We start from the raw sequence: 26368 nt of genomic DNA, 5'->3' as shown, positions 1-26368 counted from the left end.
TATTTTTACCCTTATTTTTTATTTTAAAATATAATGGTAATCAAAGAGCTTATATGCTAAAACAGTTTGAATTTTATATAAATAATTAAGAAGGAAGTAAAAATGTCATTACAGACAATCATTGAAACAGCATTTGAAAATCGTGCAGAAATTACCCCTAATACCGTTGATACAGAAACAAAGACAGCAATAGAAGAAGTCCTAGAAGGATTAGATAGTGGAAAATATCGTGTAGCAGAAAAAATTGATGGTGAGTGGGTTACTCATCAATGGTTGAAAAAAGCCGTACTGCTTTCATTCCGTATTTACGATAATCAAATTATTGATGGTGCAGAAACAAAATACTACGATAAAGTACCATTAAAATTTGCAAATTATGATGAAGCGCGTTTCCAACAAGAAGGATTCCGTGTGGTGCCATCAGCAACAGTACGTAAAGGGGCTTATATTGGGAAAAACACTGTTTTAATGCCATCTTACGTTAATATTGGTGCCTATGTGGGTGAAGGTACAATGGTTGATACTTGGGCAACTGTGGGTTCTTGTGCACAAATTGGTAAAAATGTTCACTTATCTGGTGGGGTCGGAATCGGTGGCGTCTTAGAGCCATTACAAGCCAATCCAACTATCATTGGTGATAATTGCTTTATCGGAGCACGTTCTGAAATTGTAGAGGGTGTAATTGTTGAAGATGGTTGTGTAATTTCAATGGGCGTGTTCATTGGTCAAAGCACAAAAATTTATGATCGTGAAACAGGCGAAATTCATTATGGACGAGTGCCAGCAGGTTCAGTTGTCGTATCGGGTAGCCTTCCTTCTAAAAATGGGGAATATAGCCTTTATTGTGCCGTGATTGTGAAAAAAGTTGATGAGAAGACTCGTAGTAAAGTAGGTATTAATGAATTACTGCGTTCTATTGAAGAATAAGTAAAATTAAAAATGGAATGTTAAACATTCCATTTTTAATTTTTAGGCCGAATAAAGTTATGAAGTATATCTTTTTTGATATAGATGGGACTTTGCATAAAGAAGATGCTTTTAAGGCATTTATCCGATATTTAATTGGTAAAAGGTGGGGAAATTTAGTCATATTTTTCCCATTCATTCTTGTTGGATTTTTGCTACATAAGATGTTACCTACGGGAAAGTTTGGTATTAATTTAGTTTTCTTTTTTCTAGGAATAGGTAGCTCGTTACAAAAACGGGGTGAGTATGCAGAAGAATTTTCTAGCACTTTTACTTACCATCCTTTTCCTGATGTAGTGGCAAAGTTTTCTGAATATCTGAATAAGGGATATCATGTTGTGTTGATTTCTGGTAGCCCGAAGATATTGATTCAACACATTTATAAAGAATGGTTAGAGCATGACAATGTAACCCTAATTGCTTCAGAGTTATCTTTAGCAGACTTTAAATTGCATTCTCGTTGCATGGCTCATCATAAGTTGGAAATGTTAGATGAGCATTTTCAGCGAGCTATTTATTTTGAGGCAGGGTATTCCGATAGTTTATCGGATCTTCCTGTTCTAACACGTTGTAAATTCAGCTTTAAAGTCACTGAACAAGGTAAAATTGAGCCAATATCCATTCTTTAATTTACAAAATAATATAACAATCTAACCGCTTGTATTTTAATTATTTATTTCCTTGATTATAATTTTGCGAGTTTATTACTATAACGAGATACTATGGGATTATTTACATCTATTTTTATTATTTTTGTACTCATTGTCATGAGTTCAATTATTTCTTCTGCTGAAATTTCATTAGCGGGAGCAAGAAAACTTAAGTTACAAAATTTAGCAAATGAAGGTAACTCAAAAGCACAAAAAATTTTGGATCTTCAAGAACATCCAGGACAATTTATTACCGTTGTACAAATTGGCTTAAATATGGTGGCTATTTTAGGAGGGATGGTTGGAGAAGCTTCTGTTACTCCCTACATTTACCGATTCTTGACCGAATATAGTCAGGCTGATTGGTTACAAAGTGCCTCTTCTTGGATCTCTTTTACATTGGTTACTGTCGCTTTCATTTTATTTGCTGATTTAATGCCAAAGCGTATGGCAATGGCAGATCCGGAGAAGGTCGCATTACGATTAGTCAATATTATTATATTTATCATTATTGTTTTTAAACCTTTTGTGCTCCTATTTGATAGTATTGCGAATCTATTATTCAAGCTACTGGGTATTTCCACTATTCGACAAGATAATATGACGTCAGAGGATATTCTTGCGATGATGGATGCAGGGGCAGAAGCGGGAGTACTAAAAACACAAGAGCATTACTTAATTGAAAATATTTTGGATATGCAACAAAGAACGGTGACCTCGACAATGACGACTCGAGAGCATATTATCTTTTTAGATCGATCTTTTACTCGTCAAGAGGTACTGGAAACTTTGCAAAAAGATTCACATTCAAAAGTTCTTATTTCAGATGGTGGTATTGATAAGATTTTAGGATATGTAGAATCACACACCCTACTAACTCTTTATTTACAAGCAGAAACGGTATCCTTAACGGATAATCGTGTATTACGCAAAGCGCTCTATGTTCCCGATACTCTAACCCTTTATGAAGTATTAGAATTATTCAAATCCTCAGGGGAAGACTTTGCCGTTATTATTAATGAATACGCTATCGTTGTGGGTATTGTCACATTAAATGATGTGATGAGTATCGTTATGGGAGAACTCGTTTCAAACGAAGAGGAACAGATCGTTCGCCGTGATGAAAAATCGTGGTTGATTGATGGCTCAACACCTTTAGCTGATGTCATGCGAGCATTGGATATTGAGGAATTTCCTCATCAAGAAAATTATGAAACGATTGGTGGTTTTATGATGTATATGCTACGTAAGATTCCGAAGAAAACCGATTCTGTTTTATATGACAAATATAAGTTTGAAATTATTGATACTGAAAATTTTAAAATTGACCAGTTAATGGTGTCTTATCGTAAAGATATAGATGTCAACGTGGAGGAATAATATGTCTATTACTATTTATCATAATCCTAAATGCAGTAAATCTAGAGAAACATTAGCGTTAATTCGGGAAGCAGGTATTGAACCAATGATTGTAGAGTATTTAAAAACACCAGTTAACCCAGCAACGATCAAACGCTTGATTCAAGAGAGTGGTATTAGTATTGATAAAGCCTTAAGAACAGAAGTTGAGGTATACCATCAATATGTTGAAGGTAAAGATTTATCTGATGATGCCATTATTCAATTGATGTCAGAGCATCCTACTTTAATGAATCGTCCTTTTGTGAGCAGTGAAAAGGGCACACGTTTTTGTCGCCCACCAGAATTAGTGAAAGAATTATTATAGGAAATAAAATGAAAAAAATTTTATTACTTAATGGTCCAAACCTTAATATGTTGGGCAAACGAGAGCCTCAGATTTATGGATCGGAGACTTTATCAAATATAGAAGAACGTTTAAAAAAGCAAGCAGAACAAAAAAATATTGAGTTATCTTGTTTTCAAGCAAATGGTGAAGAACTGATTATTAATCGAATTCATCAAGCTTTTAATCAAGTTGATTTTATTATTATTAATCCAGCAGCATTTACCCATACAAGCGTAGCCTTGAGAGATGCGTTATTGTCAGTTTCAATTCCTTTTGTTGAAGTTCATCTTTCTAATGTACACGCAAGAGAGCCTTTTAGACACCATTCTTATTTGAGTGATATTGCTCAAGGAGTAATTTGTGGCTTAGGCTCAAGTGGTTATGATTATGCATTAGATTATGCAATTTTATTTTTGGCAAAAAAAGCGTAAAACTTTCTTAATAAATTACAGACTAATAAAATTATAAACTGATACGATCAGTGGTATAATTGGCTTGATTTCGCCGAAATTATCAGAATTTCGTCGCAATTTCGTTGAAATTCAGGTAACCTTACGTACAGTTTTATCTCATGTGTTTTACATGGGATATTTGTCATTCTAACTTTTAAACGGATCTCATTATGGATATTCGAAAAATCAAAAAACTTATTGAACTTGTGGAAGAGTCGGGCATTACTGAATTAGAAGTTTCAGAAGAAGAGGGTACTGTACGAATTAGTCGTTCAGCACCTGTTGCACCTCCAGTACAGTATGTTTCAGCTCCTCAAATGAGTCAACCAGTAACGGCACCAGCTCCAATATCGATGGCTTCATCAGTAGAAGCTGCTCCTACAGATACTAAACCAGCTCAAATTACTGGACATGCAGTGTTATCGCCAATGGTTGGAACATTCTATCGTAGCCCTAGCCCTGAGGCTTCTGCATTTGTAGAAGTAGGGCAAAGTGTCAGTGTAGGCGATACATTATGTATCGTTGAGGCAATGAAAATGATGAATCGTATTGAATCTGATAAAGCGGGTGTTATCAAGGCGATTTTAGTAGAAGACGGAGAACCCGTTGAATTTGATCAAAAACTTTTCATTATTGAATAATTTATTTCTTTCATGTGGTCATTTTGGTAAATAATGAAAATAAAGTGACCGCTTGATCAGTTAAGGACAGACATTAATGTTAAAAAAAGTTGTCATTGCAAATCGTGGTGAAATCGCATTGCGTATTTTACGTGCATGTAAAGAGCTTGGCATCACGACAGTAGCGGTTCATTCAACAGCAGACCGTGAGTTAAAACACGTATTACTTGCAGATGAGACTATTTGTATCGGTCCTGCACCTTCTACAAAAAGTTATTTAAATATTCCTGCAATTATTGCAGCCGCAGAAGTCACTGATGCAGATGCTATTCATCCTGGTTATGGTTTCCTCTCTGAAAATGCAAATTTTGCAGAACAAGTAGAAATGTCAGGCTTTACGTTTATTGGCCCAACTGCCGATGTTATTCGTCTAATGGGGGATAAGGTTTCTGCGATAAATGCAATGAAAAAAGCAGGCGTACCTTGTGTGCCAGGTTCTGGTGGACCGGTGGGGGGAGATGCTGAGAAAAACAAAGAAATTGCAAATAAGATTGGTTATCCGGTTATCATCAAAGCATCGGGTGGCGGTGGTGGTCGTGGTATGCGAGTTGTTCATAAAGAAAAAGATTTAGAAGAATCGATTGCAATGACGAAAGCTGAGGCCAAGGCTGCATTTAATAATGATATGGTATATATGGAAAAATACCTAGAAAATCCTCGCCATATCGAAATTCAAGTACTAGCAGATACCCATGGCAATGCGGTATATCTTGCAGAACGTGATTGTTCAATGCAACGTCGTCATCAAAAGGTCATTGAAGAAGCCCCAGCTCCAGGTATTACTGATGAATTACGTAAATTTATTGGTGAACGTTGTGCAAAAGCCTGTGTTGAAATTGGTTACCGTGGTGCAGGTACTTTTGAATTCTTGTATGAAAATGGAGAGTTCTATTTCATTGAAATGAATACCCGTATTCAGGTGGAGCATCCTGTTACAGAAATGATTACAGGTGTCGATTTAGTAAAAGAGCAGTTACGTATTGCTTCTGGATTACCACTATCTATCAAACAAGAGGATATTAAAGTACGTGGTCATGCGATGGAATGTCGAATTAATGCAGAAGATCCCGTTAGTTTCTTACCTTCTCCAGGTAAAATTACTCGTTTACATGTACCTGGTGGATTAGGTGTACGTTGGGATTCTCATATCTATTCAAGCTATACCGTACCACCTCATTATGATTCAATGATTGCAAAATTGATCACTTATGGTGAAAATCGTGAGATTGCAATTAGACGTATGGAAAACGCATTATCTGAAACGATCATTGATGGTATAAAAAGTAATATTCCACTACACGAACAGATCTTAGAGGATGAGAATTTCCGTAAAGGCGGTACTAATATTCATTATTTAGAACATAAACTAGGCTTGAAATAATAGTACATAGCGTTTATGTTGCAAAGGAAAGGGCTATCATTTGATAGCCCTTTGATCTAATTAGAGATTTATTAGAATAATTTGCCTGATGTATCAAATAATGTTTGGCAGAATGGGCGACGAAGGTTTGTAATAGCTTCAATAATATCGTGATGCACTAAATCACCATTTTGAATACCCACACAACGTCCTTTATAACCGTGAATTAATAATTCAACAGCATAAACTCCCATACGTGAAGCTAGGATACGGTCAAATGCACATGGTGAACCACCACGTTGTGTATGGCCTAATACTGTTGCACGAGTTTCATTACCAAAACGTTCTTCCATTTCTCTCGCAAGTGCATGAACATCGGTGATCATTTCAGTAATAGCGATAATGGCGTGACGTTTACCTTTCTTTAAGCCCTCTTCAATGCTCACCATTAACGCATCTTTATCAAATCCTTTTTCTGGCACAATGATGTATTCACATCCGCCTGCTAACGCAGCATTTACAGTTAAGTCACCACAGTGACGCCCCATAATTTCTACGATAGAAATACGTTGGTGAGATGTTGAGGTATCTCTTAAACGGTCAATTGCTTCTAGAGCTGTGCCTAAAGCAGTTTGGAATCCGATGGTGTAGTCTGTACCCGCAACATCATTATCAATGGTACCTGGTAAGCCAATACATGCAATACCATGTTCTTCAGTGAGAAGTTTAGCTCCCATGTAAGAACCATCACCACCAATAACAACAAGTCCATCGATTTCATATTTTTTCAATGTCTCAACAGCTTTAGCACGAACTTCAGGATCTTTAAACTCAGGAAAACGAGCAGAACCGAGGAATGTACCACCACGATTGATTACATCAGAAACTGAACGACGTTCTAATTTAATCAAATTGTCATGATATAATCCGTAATAGCCGTCTCTAACACCATATACTTCCAACCCTTCACTTAATGCGGCTCTTACTACACCACGAATTGCCGCATTCATACCTGGTGCGTCACCACCACTTGTTAAAACAGCGATTTTTTTAACCATAAAAACACCCTAAATAATTAAATTTTTAAAATAAATTGAAAACTGTGCAAAGGTTACATTATTCCGCTTTTTCGTTCTAGCAGAAATTCAGAAATTTCACTATTTTTTGATCTGAATGAATTAATCTTCTAGCAATTGTAATGTCATATCTAACGCATTGAAAAAACGAGTAATATCTTCCCCTGTATTATAGTGAGCAAGGGATATGCGTAACGTGCCTGTTTTTTCTAAATAGCGTAGATAAGGTTTCGCACAATGTTCCCCTGTTCGTAATGCAATTTTTTGTTCAGTTAATATTGTAGCGATATCAGCATGATGATGATTGCTAAAATTGAAACTTATTGTTGGGGTTATCACATTGGATTTCAATATCTGTATATTTGCATATTGTTGTAGTCGATTTTGGCATTTTCCCGCTAATTGGTAAAGCGAGTTGTTTAATATGGTAAGATCCCATTGTTCTAGCCACGCTAATACTTTGCCAAAGCTAATAATGCCAGCGATATTGGGGGTGCCAGCTTCTAATCGATAGGGCAGTTCTGCTAATATGAGTTTCTGCTCACTAATATCGGTTAACATTTTCCCGCCAAAGAATAGCGGTCTGATTGTTGCTAAACTTTGCAATTTTCCTGTTAGTACGCCAACGCCCGTCGGTCCATACATCTTATGTGCAGAGAAAGCATAAAAATCGGCATCTAATTGTTGAATATCAATCTGCTCTGAATTTACCGCTTGGGCCATATCTAACAAAATTTTTGCTGAACTTTTTTCTCTGATAATTGGAATTAATTTCTCAACAGGTTGGCGTACACCCGTCACATTTGAAACCAGATTAAAAGCAACAATCTTTGTTTTTGATGAGAGTGATTCACTTAATCTATTGATATCAATGTAATAATTTTCATCAACGGGTAATACGATTAAGTTTGCTTTTTTTCGTTCAGCTAATTGTTGCCAAGGAATAAAGTTGGCGTGGTGTTCTGCAACAGAAACAATAATGTCGTCGCCTGCTTTAATTTCATCCGATAATCCATTTGCGACAAGATTAATAGCATGCGTTGTGCCACTAGTCCAAATAACCGCATTTCTAGATTCAACATTAAATCGTTTAACGACAAGATCTCGTGCCATTTCATAGGCTTCTGTTTGCGCTAAATCGTACTGGCTACGGTGTACAGATCCTGCTGATTGATAAAATGCCATTGTTTCATCAATTAACACTTGGGGTTTGAGAGTGGTTGCCGCTGAGTCTAGATAGACCCAATTAGCTTCATTCTTAAAAAAAGGAAAATGCGAGCGAAAGTCTGAATTTATCATTTGTGTTGTGCCTTACGATAGAGTTTGTTGCAAGGAATGCCATCATTATTGCCATCGAGGGCTTTCCATCCACATTGTTGAAAATATTGAACCGCCCGATCATAATCGCCGATTTTCTTACAGCTTAATTGATGAGAGCAATCTATGTTGGTAAGCGGTTTGTTCGTTGAATTTTTTTGCAAATTATTACCCGAATGTGACCGCTTGTTCTTTCGCCAATCTGCTGGATTGATTGGGTTTGGATCCTGCCATAATCCTATTTTTGCTATGCGAGCTTTTTGTTCAGCTTGCTGATATATTGGCTGAGTTTTGTAATAAGCCCAAGCCATTCCTTGTTCAACGAGGGCTAAATTAATGTTGCGTTGCTTTTCATCATAAATTACACCTAATAAACGGTGATATTTATCATAGCCCGTACTGAGAATTTTCACTTCTTTTTTAAATACTAAGTTTGCTAACGCCTGTTTTGCTTTATTACCGAAAGGTTGCTTTGATTCAGGAGCATCAATATAAAGTAATCGAACTTTAATTTCTGATTTTTGATATAAACAGGTCAAAGTATCGCCATCATTTATTCCTATCACTTTACACTGTATTTCCCTTAATTTAGCAAATGATTGACTGTTCAAAAAGATTAAAATAAATAAAAGTGTTGATTTTACTACTTGTTTTAGAATTTTATCCATATAAAAATCCGTTTATATAAAAAAAATAGTATTTTATTTTAAAAAAATAATAAGTTTGTCTATTGCCAATGTTAAAATTTTGTGATTAAAATCACGGTGTTTAATTTTTATATTATTTTATCTAACTATAATTTAAGTATTTTTTAGGAAGTTATTATGACACAACAAACAGAACCCGTATCAAATTGGAAGTCAAAATTTGCCGCTATGGGCCCAGGGATCTTATTAGCATCTGCAGCGATTGGAGGCTCACATCTGGTGGCTTCAACTCAAGCAGGAGCGATTTATGGTTGGCAACTTGCTTTAATTATTGTTCTTGCTAATCTCTTTAAATATCCTTTTTTTCGTTTTGGCGCACAATATACTTTAGCATCAAATAAAACATTATTAGAAGGTTATAAGGAAAAAGGAAGATTATATCTTTGGGTATTCTTTATTTTGAACGTATTCGCAACAGTGGTAAATGTTGCAGGGGTAGGTATTGTTACCGCTGCTATTTTAAGTTTTATTTTACCTCAAGATTTAGGATTAGGTATTTCTTCGTTGAGTATCATTGTGATTGCTATTACATGGGGAATGTTACTGTTAGGAAAATATCGTTTCTTGGATAAACTTTCTAAATGGATTATGACTGCTTTGACTGTTTCTACTGTGATGGCTGTTGTTATTGCAGCATTTAAAACAAGAGAATATGTTCCTGACTTTATTGAGCCATCGCCTTGGAATTTAGCTTCTTTAGCTTTTATTGTGGCTTTAATGGGATGGATGCCTGCACCGATCGAGTTTTCTGCAATTAATTCAATGTGGGTGGTGGCGAAAAAACGTTTCACTAAAATAGGCTATCGTGATGGGTTATTTGATTTCAATGTTGGATATATTGGTACTGCTGTATTGGCTTTAGTCTTTCTTGCATTAGGAGCATTGGTTCAGTATGGATCAGGTGAGGCTGTTGAACAAGCGGGAGTGAAATACATTGCCCAATTAATAAAAATGTATGCTTTTGCCATTGGCGATTGGTCTAGATTACTTATTGCACTTATTGCTTTTATGTGTATGTTTGGTACCACAATTACAGCTATTGATGGCTATTCTCGTGCAAATGCAGAGACATTTCGTTTGCTTAGAAATAAAGTAGATAGCTCACAGCTTTCATTAAATATTTGGATCACCATTGCTGCTGTTGTTGGAATTATCATCATCACGATGTTTATGGGCAATGTGGCGAGTTTATTAAGTTTTGCAATGATAGGATCATTTGTTTCTACACCCATTTTTGCATGGTTAAATCTTTCGCTTGTGCTTAAGGGAGAACATAAGGTCAGTGGCGGATTATTTTGGCTATCTATTATTGGTTTAATTTATCTTTCAGCCTTTGCTATTTTCTTTATCATTTATCAATTGGGGCTGTTGAACTAAAGCTTCTCCTCAAGCGGTCAGTTAATTGTAAAAATTTGCAAATAACTGACCGCTTATGTTTTTATCCCTCTTGCAAAATTAGCATTTCTGCGTATAATTCGCCCGTTCAGTCACATTCTATTTTTAATCCTTGCTTCCACAAGTTGGTGACTGGCTGAGGTTGGAAGCTGTTAACCCGTAAGGATCAGTAATGCGTCACTACGAAATCGTTTTTATGGTTCATCCGGACCAAAGCGAACAAGTACCTGGTATGATCGAGCGTTATACCGCTTCAGTTAAAGAAGCAGGCGGTCAAGTTCATCGTTTAGAAGATTGGGGTCGTCGTCAATTAGCATACCCAATCAACAAACTTCACAAAGCACACTATGTGTTAATGAATGTAGAAGCACCTCAAAGTGTAATCGACGAGCTAGAAACTAACTTCCGTTACAACGATGCAGTTCTTCGTAACTTAATCGTTCACACTAAGAATGCTGTAACTGAAGCATCACCAATGGCGAAAGCTAAAGATGAGCGTAAAGCTCCTGAAGCTGATGCTACTGCTAAAGTTGAAGCAGAGGATGCAGACGAATAATTCGTCTATTGATAATTGTTTAATATTAACTGGTAATATTGCAAGTGTTATTAAACAAAGCCGAAGCCCGATTGGTATTCCAAATTATCGCTTTTGGCTAGAACATAGTTCCAAGCAGAAAGAAGTTAATTTAGAACGTCAAGCGTGGTGTAAGATCCCAGTGATTTTAGCCGGCGATCAATTTAGTATAATAGCCCAACAAATAAAGGTCGGTATGAGAGTGAGAGTAAAGGGATTCCTACATTCTCACAAAGATTATAATGGTTTACTCCAGTTAGTATTGCATACCGAACAGATTGAATTTATAGATTAGGAGAAGCCAAAATGGCACGTTATTTCCGTCGTCGTAAGTTCTGCCGTTTCACAGCGGAAAATGTTGTTGAAATCGATTACAAAGATATCGCTACATTAAAGAACTACATTTCAGAAAGCGGCAAGATTGTTCCAAGCCGTATCACAGGTACTCGTGCGAAGTATCAACGTCAATTAGCTCGTGCAATTAAACGTGCACGCTACCTTGCGTTACTTCCATACACTGACAATCATCAGTAATAAGAGAGGAAGAGTACAATGCAAGTTATTTTATTAGACAAAGTAGCTCATCTTGGCACAGTTGGTGACCAAGTTAGCGTAAAATCAGGTTTTGCTCGTAACTACTTAATCCCACAAGGTAAAGCAGTAATGGCAACGCCAGCAAATATTGCTCATTTCGAAGCACGTCGTGCAGAATTAGAAGCGAAAGCTGCTGAAGTATTAAGTGCAGCACAAGCTCGTGCTGAAGCAGTGACAAATTTAGCGTCAGTTGTTATCACTTCAAAAGCAGGTGAAGATGGTCGTTTATTTGGTTCTGTTGGCGCTCGTGATATTGCTGATGCAGTATCTAATGCGGGTGTTGATGTAGCTAAAAATGAAGTTCGTCTTCCTGAAGGTGCTTTACGTGCAATAGGTGAATACGAAGTTAAACTTCACTTACATCCAGAAGTAAGCTCAGTAGTTACCGTTAGCATCGTTGCAGAATAAGCAAAATAATTAATTTAAATACCTAGCAAATTACTGCTAGGTATTTTTTTATCTTTATTGTTTCTTATTGGTTGATAGTTTCTATATATTTTTATTATTTATTTTTATATTTTCAAGAACTATAATATAGAAAATACATTAGCGTATTAGCATATTCAATTAGGAGAGGTTATGAAAAGTATTTATCATGCTGCAGATTCTCGCGGTAAAGCAAATCATGGTTGGTTAAAGAGTAATCATACATTCAGTTTTGCGAATTATTATGATCCAGATCGTTTAGGTTTCGGAGCATTACGTGTAATTAATGATGACCATGTGATTGCAGGTGAAGGATTTGGTGTTCATCCACATAACAATATGGAAATTATTTCAATTCCTCTTGAAGGCGATCTTGCTCACAAAGATAGTATGGGTAATGGAACAACGATTCGCAATGGTGATATTCAAGTAATGTCTGCAGGTACAGGTGTTGTTCACAGTGAAATGAATGCTAATCAAGATAGAGATGTTAAATTTTTACAAATTTGGGTATTCCCAAATAAACGTAATGTTCAACCTCGCTATCAACAAATGAAAATTGCTGATCAAGCGAAACCAAATGATTTCCAACAAATTTTATCACCAAATCCTGATGATGATGGTGTGTGGATTTATCAAGATGCATGGTTCTCACTTGCTAAGTTTGATAAAGATATCAGTAAAACCTATAACTTGCATAAAGAAAATACAGGTGTATATGTTTTTGTTATCAAAGGAAAAGCAAAAATCGGTGATAAAGAGTTAAATGAACGTGATGGTTTAGGTGTTTGGGATGTTAAGAGTCTTGATGTAACAGCTTTAACTGATGCAGAGATTCTTTTGATAGAAGTGCCTGTAATGTAGTAATAATGTGTATGGACATAAAAGATGGGGATCTTCCCCATTTTTTATTATTTTTATTATTACAAAAACAATAATTTCTGCAAAATCACCTATTTTCCCTTTGACTATTTTGCTCACGAACTGTAATATTCGCACCCTATGCAAAAGGTAAAATTACCCCTAACTATTGACCCATATAAAGACGCTCAGCGTCGAATGGATTATGATGGTTATGTTACTCGTAGCCTATTTAGTCGTTTGGGTGAATCTGTTAGTTCAGTGCTAAGCGATGCACAAGTTACTCTCTCGTTATATGTTGATCCACAACGTCTGACTGTGATTAAAGGCACAGCAACAGTTGATGTGGAACTTGACTGTCAGCGTTGTGGTAACCCGTTTACACAAACACTAGACTGTTCTTTTTGTTTCAGTCCTGTGTCAAACATGGATCAGGCGGACAATTTGCCCGAGATTTATGACCCAATAGAAGTAGATTCTTTTGGTGAAATAAGTTTGCTAGATATGATTGAGGATGAGTTTATCCTTGCTCTGCCTTTAGTCCCGATGCATGATTCTGAACACTGTGAAGTGTCCGTGGCTGAACAGGTTTTTGGTGCTTTGCCAGAAGAGTTGGCAACAAAGCCTAACCCGTTCGCTGTATTAGCTAATTTAAAGAAAAACTAGATCTAGGAGTATAGCCAATGGCTGTTCAACAAAATAAAAAATCTCGTTCACGTCGTGATATGCGTCGTTCACACGATGCTTTAACAACTGCTGCAGTATCAGTAGATAAAGTGACGGGTGAAACTCATTTACGTCATCATGTAACTGCTGACGGTTACTATCGTGGTCGTAAAGTAATTAATAAATAATCAAGTTTATCTTTCGAGGTATAATTTGACTCGTCTAACCTTAGCGTTAGATGTTATGGGCGGGGACTTCGGTCCCCGTGTTACTATTCCTGCCATATCATTAGCCCTAAAACATCATCCAACGCTTTCTTTTATTCTCTTTGGTGATCAAGCAATGGTTACACCTTTGCTAACAAGATTACCAACGGAATATCAACAAAGAATTCAACTGGTTCACACCCCTAAGCTGATTGATGAAGCTCTACCTTTTACACAAGCATTACGCCAAAGTAAAGGAAGTTCGATGTATCTTGCGGTACACTCTGTCGCTCAAGGTGAGACAGATGGGTGTGTGAGTGGTGGAAATACAGGGTTATTGATGGGGTTGGCAAAGCAACAAATTTCGTTATTGCCAGAAATTACTCGTCCTGCATTAACTTCTCTTATTCCAACATTGAATGGTAAGTCCAGTGTAATGCTTGATTTGGGGGCAAATGTTGAAGCAGATAGTCGATTATTACTTCAATTTGCAGAAATGGGGAATATTTTTGCACAAACGTTACTTGATTTAGTCTATCCTCGTTTAGCGTTATTGAATATAGGTACGGAAGATAATAAAGGGACAAGACAAATTAGAGAGGCTCATCAGGCACTAAAATTAGCCAATCATCTGAATTATATTGGTTATATTGAAGGTGATAAGTTAATGAATCATGTGTCAGATGTGATTGTGTGTGATGGTTTTAACGGTAACATTGCATTGAAAACGTTAGAAGGGGCGGTAAAGAATACCTTTTCCTTCTTTAAGAAACCCACAGAGGATTCGCATTTTTGCCATAATAGCAAACGTTATTTACTTAAATTAATGTTTCATCATTATTACCGTAAATTACAGAAAATTAATCCTGATCGTCACAATGGTGCAACCTTACTTGGATTGTCCTCTGTAGTTGTGAAAAGTCATGGCGGAGCAAATATCAATGCATTTTACTATGCGATCGAATATGCGATTTCTCAAATACGAGGGGAAATACCTCGTAAGATTTCGGTAGGATTAGACAATTTAAGTCATTAATGTGTATTGGTTTTGGTGTAGGGTGTAGGTTTTATCCATTTATTGCTTAGATGGTTTTACCTACTCTTTTGATACTTTTACCGTTATAATGAAAGAATATAAAGACAAGATAAGTTATTTTGAGAACAGATTATGTATAGCAAGATTGTAGCAACGGGTAGTTATCTACCAACAAAAATCCGCACAAATGCAGATTTAGAGAAAATGGTAGATACGTCTGATGAATGGATTACAACTCGTTCAGGAATTAAAGAACGCCGTATTGCAGAAGTTCATGAAACTGCATCAACAATGGCAACTGAGGCAGCAAAACAATGTTTATCTAGAATTGATTTGGATCCACAAGAGATTGATCTTATCATTGTTGGAACAACAACTAATTCTCACGCTTATCCAAGTGCAGCTTGTCAAGTACAGGGTTTATTGGGGATTAAGGATGCGATTGCGTTTGATGTTGCTGCAGCATGTACAGGCTTTGTATATGCATTAAGTGTTGCTGATCAATTTATTCGTACTGGCAAAGTAAAAAAAGCATTAGTAATTGGTTCAGATCTCAATTCTCGCAGTTTAGATGAAACAGATCGCAGTACTGTTATTCTCTTTGGGGATGGTGCAGGTGCTGTAATCTTGGAAGCAAGTGAAGAAGAGGGCGTTATTTCAACACACTTACACGCTTCACCTGAAAAAAGTGAGATGCTTATTTTACCTCATGCACAAAGAGATGATGAGAAATCTGGTTTTATTTCTATGCATGGCAATGAAACCTTCAAACTTGCAGTGCGTCAGTTAGCAGAAGTAGTTGAAGAAACATTGGTGGATAATAATTTAGATAAATCTGAAATTGATTGGCTTGTTCCACATCAAGCAAATTTACGTATTATTGCAGCAACAGCCAAAAGATTAGAAATGGATATGTCTCAAGTGGTAGTAACATTGGATCGTTATGCAAATACGAGTGCTGCGACCATTCCTGTGGCGCTGGATGAAGCGGTGCGTGATGGTCGAATTCAACGAGGACAATTATTGCTACTAGAAGCATTTGGTGGCGGTTGGACTTGGGGTTCAGCATTGGTGAGATTTTAAGATGTCTGACGTTGTGACTTTTGCTGACAAAAAACGAAAAACTGTAGAACAAGCTGAATTTACTGCTGATGGTCGCTATTTACGTAAAGTACGTAGCTTCGTATTACGCACTGGACGATTAAGTGATTATCAGCGTGATATGATGAACAATAATTGGCAGGCTTTCGGTTTAGATTATCAAAATATGCCTTTTGATTTTTCTGCTATTTTTGGCAATAGCAATCCCGTTGTCCTTGAAATTGGATTCGGTATGGGAAAATCATTAGTGGAAATGGCAGAACAAAATCCTGATCGTAATTATATTGGGATTGAAGTTCACACCCCTGGTGTTGGGGCTTGCATTGCGTATGCTGTAGAAAAACAAGTGAAAAACTTGCGTGTTATCTGTCACGATGCGACAGAAATTTTACGTGATAGTATTGCTGATCATAGTTTAGGTGGGTTACAACTTTATTTCCCTGACCCATGGCAAAAAGCGAAACATCATAAACGCCGTATTGTGCAACCTGCATTTATTGAGCGAGTATTAGAAAAACTTGCAGATAATGGGTTTATCCATATGGCAACAGATTGGGAAAATTATGCAGAGCATATGCTTGAAGTATTACGTCAATTCCCACAATTAACAAATCAATCAAACACGGGGGATTTTATTCCTCGCCCTGATTTTCGTCCACTAACTAAGTTTGAGCAACGAGGACAAAAAATGGGACATGGCGTTTGGGATTTATATTTTTTAAAACAGTAGATTTATCTATTACAGAACAGGAGAAGTAATTATGACTCAACCAGCACGTAATCGCAGACAGCGTAAAAAAATGCACCTTGCAGAGTTCCAAGAATTGGGCTTTTTAGTGAAGTTTCAATTCGCAGAAGGTACAGGCATTGATCAAATTGATATGATCGTTGATCGTTTTATTGAAGAAGTGATCCGTCCAAATGGATTAGCTTACGAAGGTAGTGGCTATTTACATTGGGAAGGCTTAGTTTGTTTAGAAAAATGCGGTAAGTGCGATGAATCTCATCGTCAATTAGTTCAAAAATGGTTAGAAGATAACGGTTTAGTTGAAATTGAAGTGAGTGATTTATTTGATATCTGGTGGGATTTACCTATCAATGCATAGTCGTGTGACGTTGTTGTTACATTGTGAAGCGGTAACTTATTGCTAATTTTTTGCAAAAGAATGAACAAATCTTACCGCTTGTGTTCCTAACTATAAGTATATTAGGTGTGAGAAGAAAGGAATTATATGGACGTTTTAGCCCCAATTATTTCGATTGTTATTAGCTTTTTTGGTTTTGTGTTGGTATTACGCGCTTGGTTACAATTCTGTCGAGTTGACCCTTACATACCGATTTCACAAACATTAATGCGATTAACAAATCCTGCAGTAATTCCTGTAAGTAAGCTAATTCCGACCGTAAAAGGTATCAATTTCGCTGCGTTATTAATTGCCGTTGGATTGGTTACTTTTCAGTTCATATTATTTGGTGTGGACGTCCCACGTGCAGTATTAATTGGTTTATTAAGTGTAGTTAAAACTTTCGGGCAAATTTTATTCTTTACTACTTTGATTCGAGCTTTAATGAGCTGGATTTCACAAGGTAACCATCCATTAGATTATACGGTGGCACAAATTACCGAACCTGTTTTAAAATGGATTCGTAAGATTTTACCGCGTACTGGTATGCTAGATTTTTCAGTCATGGTATTAGGCTTTGGATTGTTACTGATCAACAGCGGACTTTACCGAGTGTTTGGTCAATTATGGGCAGTTGCTTAATGCAGGCAGTTGAATTTTCTGAAAATCCGTACGGTATCCGCCTACGGATTTTTTTACAGCCAAAATCAAGCCGAGATCAGATTGTGGGTTTACATGATAATGAGCTAAAAATCGCAATTACTGCACCACCGATTGATGGCAAAGCAAATGCTCACTTACTTAAATATCTTAGTAAATTATTTAAAGTACCTAAAAGCAGTATCGTCTTAGAGAAAGGCGAATTACAACGGCATAAACAGATTTTTGTACCAGAGCCGAAAGTTATACCAGAAGAAATTAATCTACTAATTAAAGGTTGATAGCATTTATTTTTTTGTCTATCTAATGAAATCCTTTGTTCTTTATAGCCAAAAAAGACGAAAACTGATAACGTTGTATCTAGTTAAAAACTATTCTTATTTATAGAGTAACCAATATGTTATTTGCGATTTTAGCCATTGTGGCGTATTTAGGTGCATTATTGTGGATTGTGCCAACCCTTGCTCATATTGATACCAGTAAAATGCTGAATATCAAAGCGGTATTAGGATTGGGATCTGTTGCGGTTATTTTTCACTTAATTAATTTATCTCAACTTTTCTTCGTTGGCGAAGGGCAAAACTTCACTGTTATGAATGTTTCATCCATGATTAGCTTGAGTTTAAGTTTTATCGCTACATTAGCATTACCTCGTTGGAAAACAGTTTGGTTACCATTATCTATCATCTACGCATTAGGTATCGTATCCGTTGCTTTATCTAGTTTTATATCAGGTTCTGTGGTTAAACAATTAACCGAAAATACAGGATTGCTTTTTCATTTATCTATTGCCATTTTGTCTTATGCATTATTCTTTATGGCGTTACTCTATGCGATAGAGCAGAAATGGTTAGATTCTCGCCTAAAACGTAAAAAAATGAGTTTTTCACCTTTACTGCCCCCTTTAATGACAGTAGAGCGTCATTTCTTTATGTTAATATTAATTGCTCAAGCCTTACTCACAGTTACACTTGTGACAGGTATGATTTATTTACATGATTTTTTTGCGCCAGAACATATTCACAAAGCAATTTTTTCTTTTATTGCTTGGATAGTGTATAGCATTTTACTTTTAGGATTATGGAAGTTACATTGGCGTGGAAATCGGGTGCTAATTTATTCAATTTCGGGTATCATGCTCCTTACTGTTGCCTATTTTGGCAGTAGATTGGTCTAGTTGCTTAGTCTAGTACCTTAGGAAGCGGTGAGATAACAACTATATTTTGCGAAAAATATCGAAGATCTTACCGCTTGTTCGTTTAATCAATATAGGAATATTGCATTGGAAAGTATCCCCCTGAGTAGCTTATTTATCGCATTAGCTATTCTTCTTGTCTTATCTGGTTTCTTCTCTAGTTCTGAAACAGGTTTAATGTCATTAAATCGCTATCGCATGCGATATTTAGCACAACAAGGTCATCGTGGCGCTAAACAAACAGAAAAATTATTAGCAAAAACAGATATCTTACTGAGTTTAATTTTAATCTGTAATAACTTAGTAAATATTGTTGCTTCTGCTATTGCCACCATGATTGGTATGCGATTGTCTGGTGATGCAGGTGTTGCCATTGCAACAGGCTTGCTAACTTTAGTCATGCTTGTTTTTGCTGAAATTCTACCTAAAACGATTGCAGCAATTTATCCAGAAAAAGTGGGCTTTACGGCGAGTTATATTTTATTACCATTAAGACGTTTATTATTACCCGTTGTTTTTTTAATGAATTTGGTAATCAGCGGATTAATGAAATTACTGCGTATCCGTAAATCAGAAAAAGCGGGATTAAGTGCAGAAGAACTACGCAGTGTAGTATTAGAAGCAGGGCGTTTTATTCCAAGTGCTCACCAAGAAATGTTAGTGTCCATTTTAGATATGGAAAAAGTAACCGTGGATGACATTATGGTTCCACGTAATGACATCGGTGGGATTGATATTGATGATGATTGGAAATCGATCATGCGTCAATTAACGGGGGCTGCTCATGCAAGGGTTGTGATCTATAAGAGCAATATGGATAACATTCTTGGCATCTTACGGGTTAGAGAAGCGTTTCGTTTAATGCTAGACAGAAATGAATTTACCAAAGAAATGCTCGTAAGAGCCGTTGATGAAGCGTACTTTATTCCTGAAGATACGCCACTGACTACTCAGCTAATGAACTTTAGATCGAACAAAGAAAGAATCGGGTTAGTGGTTGATGAATATGGCGATATAAAAGGGTTAGTGACCCTTGAAGATATTCTCGAAGAAATTGTCGGGGAGTTTACCACTTCTGCTGCACCAACCTTAGAGGAAGAGGTCCAGCCACAATCAGATGGTACGGTTCTAATTGAAGGATCGGCTAATTTACGTGATTTAAACAAGCTCTTTAATTGGCATTTGCCAGTTGATGAGGTGAGAACATTCAACGGATTGATTGTTGAGCATTTGGAAAAAATTCCAGATGAAGGCGTTGAATTTACACTGTTTAATTTGAAAGTTATCGTATTAGAAGTGAGTGATAATATGGTTAAACTTGCGAGAGTGGAACCTATTCCTCAAAGCGATGACAACGAATAAAGATGAATTTTAAAAGGGAATAGGCTATTCCCTTTTTCGTATTTCCTCATCGGAACAGTAATTTTTAGTAAATCTTATTTTGAAGCCTTATACACATTAGGGTAAAATCCTATCTTATTTTATACACTTATATAAAGATCATACTGATGACAAAACAACTTACACAGGAACAAATTTCTGCACTAGCTAAAATTGACATGCAGGCGGTCGATCAAGCTATCCTTTCACAGCTAAGTTCAGATGTTGTTCTAATTAATCAATTAGGGCACTACATTGTGAGTGCAGGGGGAAAACGCATTCGCCCATTAATTGCAGTTTTATCAGCGAATGCTTTGGGGTACAAAGGTACTCAGCATATTACTTGTGCAGCTTTTGTGGAATTTATTCATACCGCAACGTTATTGCATGATGATGTGGTTGATGAATCTGATATGCGTCGTGGCCGAGCAACAGCGAATGCTGAATTTGGTAATGCTGCAAGCGTGCTTGTGGGAGACTTTATTTATACTCGTGCGTTCCAAATGATGACGAGTTTGAAATCCCTTGAAGTTTTACAAGTGATGTCAGATGCAACGAATGTGATTGCCGAAGGGGAAGTTCAACAATTAATGAATGTGAATGATCCTGATATTACTGAAGAAAATTATATGCAGGTGATTTACAGTAAAACTGCCCGTTTATTTGAAGCCTCTACACAATGTGCGGCAATCGTTGCAGGCGCTGATGAAAAAGGCGTTACCGCATTAAAAGATTATGGCAGATACTTAGGAACAGCTTTCCAATTAGTTGATGATATTTTAGATTACAGTGCCAATGCGGAAAAATTAGGTAAAAATATTGGCGATGATCTCGCCGAAGGTAAACCAACATTACCATTATTACACGCAATGCGTCACGGTAATGAACAACAATCTGCACTCATTCGAGAAGCGATTGAACAAGGCGGAAAACGTGAAGCCTTAGATGAAATTTTAGCGATTATGGCGGAACATGGATCACTTGATTACGCAATGCAACGCGCGAAAGAAGAAGCAAAAAAGGCAGTGGATGCGATTGCGATGTTACCTGAAAGTGACTATAAACAAGCTTTAGTTTCTTTAGCTTATCTCTCCGTCGATCGTGCTTATTAGGAAAAATAATGACAGAACAAAGACAAGCACCAGTAAAAAAAACGCGTAAGGGCAAAGATCCTAACGCACCTTTTGTCCGTGAGAAACTTTCTCTACCCGATGGGCATAATAAATTATTACTCCACTCTTGCTGTGCGCCTTGCTCTGGCGAGGTGATGGAAGCAATTCATGCTTCTGGTATTGAATTTACCATCTATTTCTACAATCCAAATATTCACCCACTCAAAGAATATTTAATCCGTAAAGAAGAGAATATCCGTTTCGCAGAAAAATGGGGTATTCCATTTATTGATGCCGATTATGACCGTCAAAATTGGTTCGATCGAGCTAAAGGAATGGAAAATGAGCCAGAACGTGGTATTCGTTGCACCATGTGCTTTGATATGCGTTTTGAAAAAGCCGCAGAATATGCTCATGAACATGGTTTCCCTGTATTCACAAGCTGTTTAGGCATTTCTCGTTGGAAAGATATGAACCAAATCAATGGATGCGGTCATCGTGCAGCAGAAAAATATGATGATGTAGTTTATTGGGACTACAACTGGCGTAAAGGTGGCGGTTCACAACGTATGATTGAAATCAGTAAACGTGAGCATTTTTATCAACAAGAATATTGTGGATGCGTTTACTCACTTCGAGATACAAACAAATGGCGTGAAGCAAATGGTCGCCAAAAAATTGAAATTGGTAAACTTTATTATTCAGCAGATTAAACAAGCGGTGAGATATCGCATTTGTTTTGCAAAAATTTAAAAGGAAAAAATAATGTCTAAATTTGCAATGGTATTTCCGGGGCAAGGTTCACAAGCAATTGGTATGTTAGCTGATTTAGCACCTGTATATCCCGTAATTGAACAAACTTTTCAACGAGCGAGTGAAGTGCTTGGTTATGATTTATGGGATTTAGTTCAAAATGGTGAAGCAACAGAATTAAATCAAACTCATCGTACTCAACCTGCATTACTTGCTGCCTCTGTGGCGCTTTTCCGAGTATGGCAAGAAAAATTCCCAGAACATAACCCAACAGTAATGGCAGGGCATAGCTTGGGTGAATATTCTGCCTTAGTTTGCTCAGGTGCATTAGATTTCCAAGATGCGATTAAATTAGTGGAATTGCGTGGTCAGTTAATGCAAGAAGCTGTACCAGCGGGTACAGGGGCAATGTTTGCTATTATTGGATTAGATAATGAATCAATTATCAAAGCGTGCGAACAAGCTCAACAAGAAACAGGTGAAATCGTTTCAGCGGTAAACTTTAACTCACCAGGGCAAGTTGTGATTGCAGGAACAAAAACAGCGGCAGAAAAAGCGGGGGCTTTATGTAAGGAAGCAGGAGCTAAACGTGCATTACCATTAGCAGTGAGCGTTCCCTCACATTGTGCATTAATGAAACCAGCCGCGGATAAACTGGCAGAAACATTGCAAAATATTCAATTTTCCCGACCGCTTGTACCAGTGATTAATAATGTGGATGTTGCGATTGAGAATGAAGCAGATGCGATTCGTGATGCCTTAATTCGTCAATTATATAGCCCTGTGCGTTGGACTGAAGTGGTAGAAAAAATGGCGGAAGCAGGTGTGACAACACTTTATGAAATTGGGCCAAATAAAGTGTTAACGGGATTGGCAAAACGTATTGTGGCTGATATTTCAGCACAAGCAGTCAATGACGTAGCTTCATTAGATGCAGTGAGTTTTTAATTAAAATAAGAAAAAGGTAGAGAGTTAAATATGCAAAATAAAATCGCATTAGTAACGGGTGCAACCCGTGGTATTGGTAAAGCAATCGCAGAAGAGTTAGTGGCTAAAGGGGCTTTTGTTATTGGTACAGCGACATCAGAAAAAGGAGCGGAAACTATTTCTGCTTATTTAGGCGAAAAGGGTAAAGGACTTGTATTGAATGTGGCTGATGAAGAATCAATTGAGCAAGTGCTTGCTCACATTAAAGCTGAGTTTGGCGATATTGATATTTTAGTGAATAACGCAGGGATCACCCGTGATAATTTATTAATGCGAATGAAAGATGATGAATGGTTTGACATTATCCAAACAAATTTAACGTCAGTTTATCGTCTATCTAAAGCAATGTTACGTTCAATGATGAAAAAACGTCATGGTCGTATTGTGACTATCGGTTCAGTTGTTGGGTCAAGTGGCAATCCAGGGCAAACAAACTACTGTGCAGCAAAAGCAGGTTTAGTCGGTTTCTCAAAAGCATTAGCAAAAGAAGTCGCATCTCGTGGTATCACTGTAAATGTTGTTGCACCGGGTTTTATTGCAACAGATATGACAGAAGAATTAACAGACGAGCAAAAAAATGCTATTTTAAGTCAAATTCCAGCTGGTCAGTTGGGACAAGCAAAGGATATTGCGAAAGCAGTCGCTTTTTTAGCATCTGAAGATGCAGGCTATATTACAGGTGAAACTATTCATGTGAATGGTGGCTTGTATATGAACTAACCGCAAAATAATAAGCGGTCGTTTTGGAATCGAATTTTGCAATTTGTAGAATTCGATTCTTTTATTTTTTAATTTCTTCCCAAAATAGAAGAATAATTAGTGAGACATTACTCTTATGAAAAAAAACACACTCATCATTGGTTTTATGTTATTCGCCATCTTCTTTGGCGCAGGTAATCTTATTTTTCCACCCAAACTGGGATTAGAAAGCGGAGAACACTTTTGGACAGCGATTATTGGTTTCGTTGTCACAGGCGTAGGTTTACCGTTATTAGGTATTATTATTGGTGCTTTCTATGAAGGTGGCTATAAAGAAGCATTAAATAAAGTCCATCCGTGGTTTTCAATCGTATTCTTAGTGGCAATTTATTTAGCGATTGGTCCATTCTTTGCAATTCCTCGTACTGGTGCAACCGCCTATGAAATGGCAATTATTCCATTTATTGGCGAATCAACAACGGTATCATTACTGGTATTTACAGTGATTTATTTTGGTATTACGCTTTGGATCAGTTTAAACCCTTCTAGAGTAGTAGATCGCATCGGTTCGATTTTAACGCCAGTGTTACTTGTTGCAATTATTGCATTAGTTGTGAAAGCTTATTTCTTGCTCTCTAATAACGAGTTAGTCGTATCGACACCAGCCATTGAACAAAATAGCTTTGTTCAAGGTATTTTAGAGGGCTATTTAACTATGGATGCGTTAGCTTCCTTAGCTTTCTCGGTCATTGTATTAAATGCGATTAAAGCAAAAACAAGTAATCAAACTAAACTTATTAAACAAACCATTGGTGCAGGGATTATAGCAGCAGTGGCTTTAGGATTTATTTATATTTCTTTAGGTTGGATTGGTAACCACTCAGCATTACCTGCAGAAACGGTTGCTGAACTTAAAACAAATGGTCAAGATATTGGTACTTATATTTTAAATACTGTAACGGCTCAAGCTTTCGGTGAATTTGGTCGCATGATCTTAGGTATCATTGTGTCTTTAGCTTGTTTAACCACATCGATTGGATTAGTTGTGGCGGTCAGCGAATACTTTAATGAAATCTTCCCTAAAATTTCTTATAAAGCCTATGCGATTTTATTTGTTTTAATTAGTTTTGTGCTTTCAAATCAAGGATTAAGTGCAGTAATCAGTAAATCTGTACCTGTATTATTAGTGCTTTACCCAATTTCAATGACAATTATGGCATTATTATTAGTCAATTTATTTATTAAATTGCCATTACTTGCGTTACGTTTTGCACTTGGTTTAGTAACTGTCGTTTCAATCCTTTCTGTTGCAGGTGTTGAATTTGTTAATGGCTTACCATTAAAAGAATATTCAATGGAATGGCTACCATTTGCAGTAGTAGGTTTAGTGGTTGGATTTGTTATTGCTAAGGCAATGAAAACTGAATAATTTTATAATTAGATTTTAAACTTAAAAAGCACTCCCAAAGATTTTGAGAGTGCTTTTTTATTTGTATATTTCAACGTGTCAGTGTGTGTAAATTTGTTATGATAAGAGTACATTTATCAGTTTTATATTGGAGGATATATGCCTGAATTACCCGAAGTTGAAACCAGTGTTCGCGGTGTTTCACCCTATTTAGTTGGGCAGACTATTAAGCAAATTATTATCCGACAAAAACAGTTACGTTGGCTTGTGAGTGATCAACTATCAGCAATGGATGGCGCAAATATTCTCAATATTTATCGTCGTGCTAAGTATCTTATTATTCACACAGATAAAGGCGATATTCTCATTCACTTAGGTATGTCTGGTTCATTAGGTATATTAAATACCGAAACTGAAAAAGAAATCGGTAAACACGATCATGTGGATTTAGTGACCACAAATGGCACGATTTTACGTTATAACGATCCGCGTAAATTTGGTGCGTGGTTATGGGCGAATAAAGCGGAAGAGGCTGAGTTGCTCAAGAAACTAGGACTAGAACCACTTTCTGATGAGTTTAATGCGGATTACCTCTATAAACAAAGTCGCAATAAAACCGTCGCCATAAAAAATTTCATTATGAATAATGCCGTAGTGGTTGGGGTTGGGAATATTTATGCGTGTGAATCGCTCTTTATGGCGGGACTTCATCCCGATATGGCGACACAAAATCTGAAACCGAAGCAAGCAGAACGATTAGTCAAAGTGATTAAAGATGTACTGACGAAAGCAATTATACAGGGTGGAACGACCTTAAAAGATTTTATCCAACCAGACGGAAAACCCGGTTATTTTGCTCAAGTACTAAAAGTTTATGGTAGAAAAGGGCAGGAGTGCTACGATTGTGGCTCAATCATCGAATCCAAAGTAATCGGGCAAAGAAACAGTTTTTATTGCCCTAAATGTCAGAAATTACCGCGATAAATTTGATTTTGCAAATTTTTTTCAGAAAGTGACCGCTTGTTAGGTTGGGTGGAAATTGGATAGAGTAGATAAAATGATGCTCCTTAGAACCGAAGTCCTAAGGAGCAGAGCATTACGGTAATTCTTTACGAATTCCTTATTGTAGCAACGGTTCTCATTTCGCTGTGCAACAACGTGATCGATTCTACAAAAGCGTATAAATTTTGTCAACATTACTGAATTTTTATGGTAAAAATAAGTAAAATTTTTAAT

31 protein-coding genes and 1 pseudogene are annotated in these 26368 nt (G+C 36.8%); 29 read left to right on the top strand and 3 right to left on the bottom strand.

The window, feature by feature from the left end; all coding sequences use genetic code 11:
- Positions 1 to 102 precede the first annotated feature (102 nt).
- The 7 genes from dapD to accC all read left to right on the top strand — a co-directional run bounded on the left by dapD (position 103) and on the right by accC (position 5876).
- Positions 103 to 927, top strand: a complete 825-nt coding sequence (dapD, locus tag A6A10_RS08505) for a 2,3,4,5-tetrahydropyridine-2,6-dicarboxylate N-succinyltransferase (RefSeq protein WP_121124039.1) — start codon at positions 103 to 105, stop codon at positions 925 to 927.
- Between the two features lie 59 nt (positions 928 to 986).
- Positions 987 to 1595, top strand: a complete 609-nt coding sequence (locus A6A10_RS08500; protein ID WP_170143767.1) for a haloacid dehalogenase-like hydrolase — start codon at positions 987 to 989, stop codon at positions 1593 to 1595.
- A 93-nt stretch (positions 1596 to 1688) separates the two neighbouring features.
- Positions 1689 to 2996, top strand: coding sequence for a polyamine export protein PaeA (paeA, locus tag A6A10_RS08495; protein WP_121124043.1), 1308 nt, complete (start codon positions 1689 to 1691; stop codon positions 2994 to 2996).
- A 1-nt stretch (position 2997) separates the two neighbouring features.
- The gene (gene arsC, locus A6A10_RS08490; protein ID WP_121124045.1) at positions 2998 to 3342 is read left to right on the top strand and encodes an arsenate reductase (glutaredoxin); all 345 of its coding nucleotides are present in this window, start codon (positions 2998 to 3000) and stop codon (positions 3340 to 3342) included.
- A gap of 8 nt (positions 3343 to 3350) precedes the next feature.
- The gene (aroQ, locus tag A6A10_RS08485; RefSeq protein WP_121124047.1) at positions 3351 to 3794 is read left to right on the top strand and encodes a type II 3-dehydroquinate dehydratase; all 444 of its coding nucleotides are present in this window, start codon (positions 3351 to 3353) and stop codon (positions 3792 to 3794) included.
- 191 nt (positions 3795 to 3985) lie between these two features.
- Positions 3986 to 4456: an acetyl-CoA carboxylase biotin carboxyl carrier protein gene (gene accB / locus A6A10_RS08480; RefSeq protein WP_121124050.1), complete on the top strand. Its 471-nt coding sequence runs from the start codon at positions 3986 to 3988 to the stop codon at positions 4454 to 4456.
- 76 nt (positions 4457 to 4532) lie between these two features.
- Positions 4533 to 5876 carry an acetyl-CoA carboxylase biotin carboxylase subunit gene (gene accC / locus A6A10_RS08475; protein ID WP_121124052.1) on the top strand — a complete coding sequence of 448 codons (1344 nt, stop codon included), beginning with the start codon at positions 4533 to 4535 and terminating at the stop codon, positions 5874 to 5876.
- 71 nt (positions 5877 to 5947) lie between these two features.
- Here the strand turns inward: accC and pfkA are convergent, their stop codons facing one another.
- The 3 genes from pfkA to A6A10_RS08460 all read right to left on the bottom strand — a co-directional run bounded on the left by pfkA (position 5948) and on the right by A6A10_RS08460 (position 8916).
- A complete protein-coding gene (gene pfkA, locus A6A10_RS08470) occupies positions 5948 to 6913 on the bottom strand; it encodes a 6-phosphofructokinase (RefSeq protein ID WP_121124054.1) in 966 nt (321 codons plus the stop codon).
- Positions 6914 to 7033: 120 nt separating this feature from the next.
- The gene (locus A6A10_RS08465) at positions 7034 to 8230 is read right to left on the bottom strand and encodes an aminotransferase class V-fold PLP-dependent enzyme (protein ID WP_121124056.1); all 1197 of its coding nucleotides are present in this window, start codon (positions 8228 to 8230) and stop codon (positions 7034 to 7036) included.
- A complete protein-coding gene (locus A6A10_RS08460; RefSeq protein WP_121124058.1) occupies positions 8227 to 8916 on the bottom strand; it encodes a thermonuclease family protein in 690 nt (229 codons plus the stop codon). The genes A6A10_RS08465 and A6A10_RS08460 overlap by 4 nt, the downstream gene beginning before the upstream one ends.
- A gap of 156 nt (positions 8917 to 9072) precedes the next feature.
- On the opposite strand from A6A10_RS08460, the gene A6A10_RS08455 reads away from it, so the two are divergent.
- The 22 genes and pseudogenes from A6A10_RS08455 (at position 9073) to mutM (ending at position 26116) form a co-directional block, all read left to right on the top strand.
- Positions 9073 to 10332, top strand: coding sequence for an NRAMP family divalent metal transporter (locus A6A10_RS08455; protein WP_121124060.1), 1260 nt, complete (start codon positions 9073 to 9075; stop codon positions 10330 to 10332).
- 190 nt (positions 10333 to 10522) lie between these two features.
- Entirely contained in the window at positions 10523 to 10906 is a 384-nt protein-coding gene (gene rpsF, locus A6A10_RS08450) for a 30S ribosomal protein S6 (RefSeq protein ID WP_121124062.1), read from the top strand.
- Positions 10893 to 11256: pseudogene (gene priB, locus A6A10_RS08445) on the top strand (primosomal replication protein N). Before rpsF ends, priB begins: the two are co-directional and overlap by 14 nt.
- Positions 11231 to 11458, top strand: a complete 228-nt coding sequence (gene rpsR / locus A6A10_RS08440; protein ID WP_005598105.1) for a 30S ribosomal protein S18 — start codon at positions 11231 to 11233, stop codon at positions 11456 to 11458. The pseudogene priB and the gene rpsR overlap by 26 nt, the downstream one beginning before the upstream one ends.
- Positions 11459 to 11476: 18 nt before the next feature.
- Positions 11477 to 11926, top strand: coding sequence for a 50S ribosomal protein L9 (rplI, locus tag A6A10_RS08435; protein ID WP_121124066.1), 450 nt, complete (start codon positions 11477 to 11479; stop codon positions 11924 to 11926).
- Between the two features lie 171 nt (positions 11927 to 12097).
- Positions 12098 to 12808 (top strand): pirin family protein, encoded by a 711-nt coding sequence (locus tag A6A10_RS08430; RefSeq protein ID WP_121124068.1) that lies wholly within the window; start codon positions 12098 to 12100, stop codon positions 12806 to 12808.
- Between the two features lie 138 nt (positions 12809 to 12946).
- Entirely contained in the window at positions 12947 to 13471 is a 525-nt protein-coding gene (gene yceD / locus A6A10_RS08425) for a 23S rRNA accumulation protein YceD (protein WP_121124070.1), read from the top strand.
- 17 nt (positions 13472 to 13488) lie between these two features.
- A complete protein-coding gene (gene rpmF, locus A6A10_RS08420; protein ID WP_121124072.1) occupies positions 13489 to 13659 on the top strand; it encodes a 50S ribosomal protein L32 in 171 nt (56 codons plus the stop codon).
- A gap of 25 nt (positions 13660 to 13684) precedes the next feature.
- Positions 13685 to 14713: a phosphate acyltransferase PlsX gene (gene plsX, locus A6A10_RS08415; RefSeq protein ID WP_121124074.1), complete on the top strand. Its 1029-nt coding sequence runs from the start codon at positions 13685 to 13687 to the stop codon at positions 14711 to 14713.
- A gap of 132 nt (positions 14714 to 14845) precedes the next feature.
- Positions 14846 to 15796, top strand: a complete 951-nt coding sequence (locus tag A6A10_RS08410) for a beta-ketoacyl-ACP synthase III (RefSeq protein WP_121124076.1) — start codon at positions 14846 to 14848, stop codon at positions 15794 to 15796.
- A gap of 1 nt (position 15797) precedes the next feature.
- Positions 15798 to 16544, top strand: coding sequence for a tRNA (guanosine(46)-N7)-methyltransferase TrmB (trmB, locus tag A6A10_RS08405; RefSeq protein WP_121124078.1), 747 nt, complete (start codon positions 15798 to 15800; stop codon positions 16542 to 16544).
- 31 nt (positions 16545 to 16575) lie between these two features.
- Entirely contained in the window at positions 16576 to 16920 is a 345-nt protein-coding gene (locus A6A10_RS08400; RefSeq protein WP_121124080.1) for a YggL family protein, read from the top strand.
- A gap of 126 nt (positions 16921 to 17046) precedes the next feature.
- Positions 17047 to 17580, top strand: a complete 534-nt coding sequence (locus A6A10_RS08395; protein ID WP_121124082.1) for a YggT family protein — start codon at positions 17047 to 17049, stop codon at positions 17578 to 17580.
- Positions 17580 to 17879 carry a DUF167 family protein YggU gene (gene yggU, locus A6A10_RS08390; RefSeq protein WP_121124084.1) on the top strand — a complete coding sequence of 100 codons (300 nt, stop codon included), beginning with the start codon at positions 17580 to 17582 and terminating at the stop codon, positions 17877 to 17879. The genes A6A10_RS08395 and yggU overlap by 1 nt, the downstream gene beginning before the upstream one ends.
- 116 nt (positions 17880 to 17995) lie before the next feature.
- Positions 17996 to 18775: a cytochrome C assembly family protein gene (locus A6A10_RS08385; protein WP_121124086.1), complete on the top strand. Its 780-nt coding sequence runs from the start codon at positions 17996 to 17998 to the stop codon at positions 18773 to 18775.
- Between the two features lie 105 nt (positions 18776 to 18880).
- Positions 18881 to 20155 (top strand): HlyC/CorC family transporter, encoded by a 1275-nt coding sequence (locus tag A6A10_RS08380; protein WP_121124088.1) that lies wholly within the window; start codon positions 18881 to 18883, stop codon positions 20153 to 20155.
- Between the two features lie 146 nt (positions 20156 to 20301).
- Positions 20302 to 21285, top strand: a complete 984-nt coding sequence (gene ispB, locus A6A10_RS08375; RefSeq protein ID WP_121124090.1) for an octaprenyl diphosphate synthase — start codon at positions 20302 to 20304, stop codon at positions 21283 to 21285.
- A gap of 8 nt (positions 21286 to 21293) precedes the next feature.
- The gene (locus A6A10_RS08370) at positions 21294 to 21998 is read left to right on the top strand and encodes an epoxyqueuosine reductase QueH (RefSeq protein WP_121124092.1); all 705 of its coding nucleotides are present in this window, start codon (positions 21294 to 21296) and stop codon (positions 21996 to 21998) included.
- Positions 21999 to 22050: 52 nt separating this feature from the next.
- Positions 22051 to 22986: an ACP S-malonyltransferase gene (fabD, locus tag A6A10_RS08365; RefSeq protein WP_121124094.1), complete on the top strand. Its 936-nt coding sequence runs from the start codon at positions 22051 to 22053 to the stop codon at positions 22984 to 22986.
- A 30-nt stretch (positions 22987 to 23016) separates the two neighbouring features.
- Positions 23017 to 23745, top strand: coding sequence for a 3-oxoacyl-ACP reductase FabG (gene fabG, locus A6A10_RS08360; RefSeq protein WP_121124097.1), 729 nt, complete (start codon positions 23017 to 23019; stop codon positions 23743 to 23745).
- Positions 23746 to 23860: 115 nt separating this feature from the next.
- Complete coding sequence (gene brnQ / locus A6A10_RS08355; protein WP_121124099.1) at positions 23861 to 25153, top strand: branched-chain amino acid transport system II carrier protein; 1293 nt, start codon at positions 23861 to 23863, stop codon at positions 25151 to 25153.
- Between the two features lie 138 nt (positions 25154 to 25291).
- A complete protein-coding gene (gene mutM, locus A6A10_RS08350) occupies positions 25292 to 26116 on the top strand; it encodes a bifunctional DNA-formamidopyrimidine glycosylase/DNA-(apurinic or apyrimidinic site) lyase (RefSeq protein ID WP_121124101.1) in 825 nt (274 codons plus the stop codon).
- The last annotated feature ends 252 nt before the right edge of the window (positions 26117 to 26368 follow it).

It is taken from the genome of Otariodibacter oris, from assembly GCF_009684715.1.
GTDB lineage: Bacteria > Pseudomonadota > Gammaproteobacteria > Enterobacterales > Pasteurellaceae > Otariodibacter > Otariodibacter oris.
Note: the sequence above shows the minus strand (reverse complement) of the source record. Positions and strands in the feature narration are given on the sequence as shown.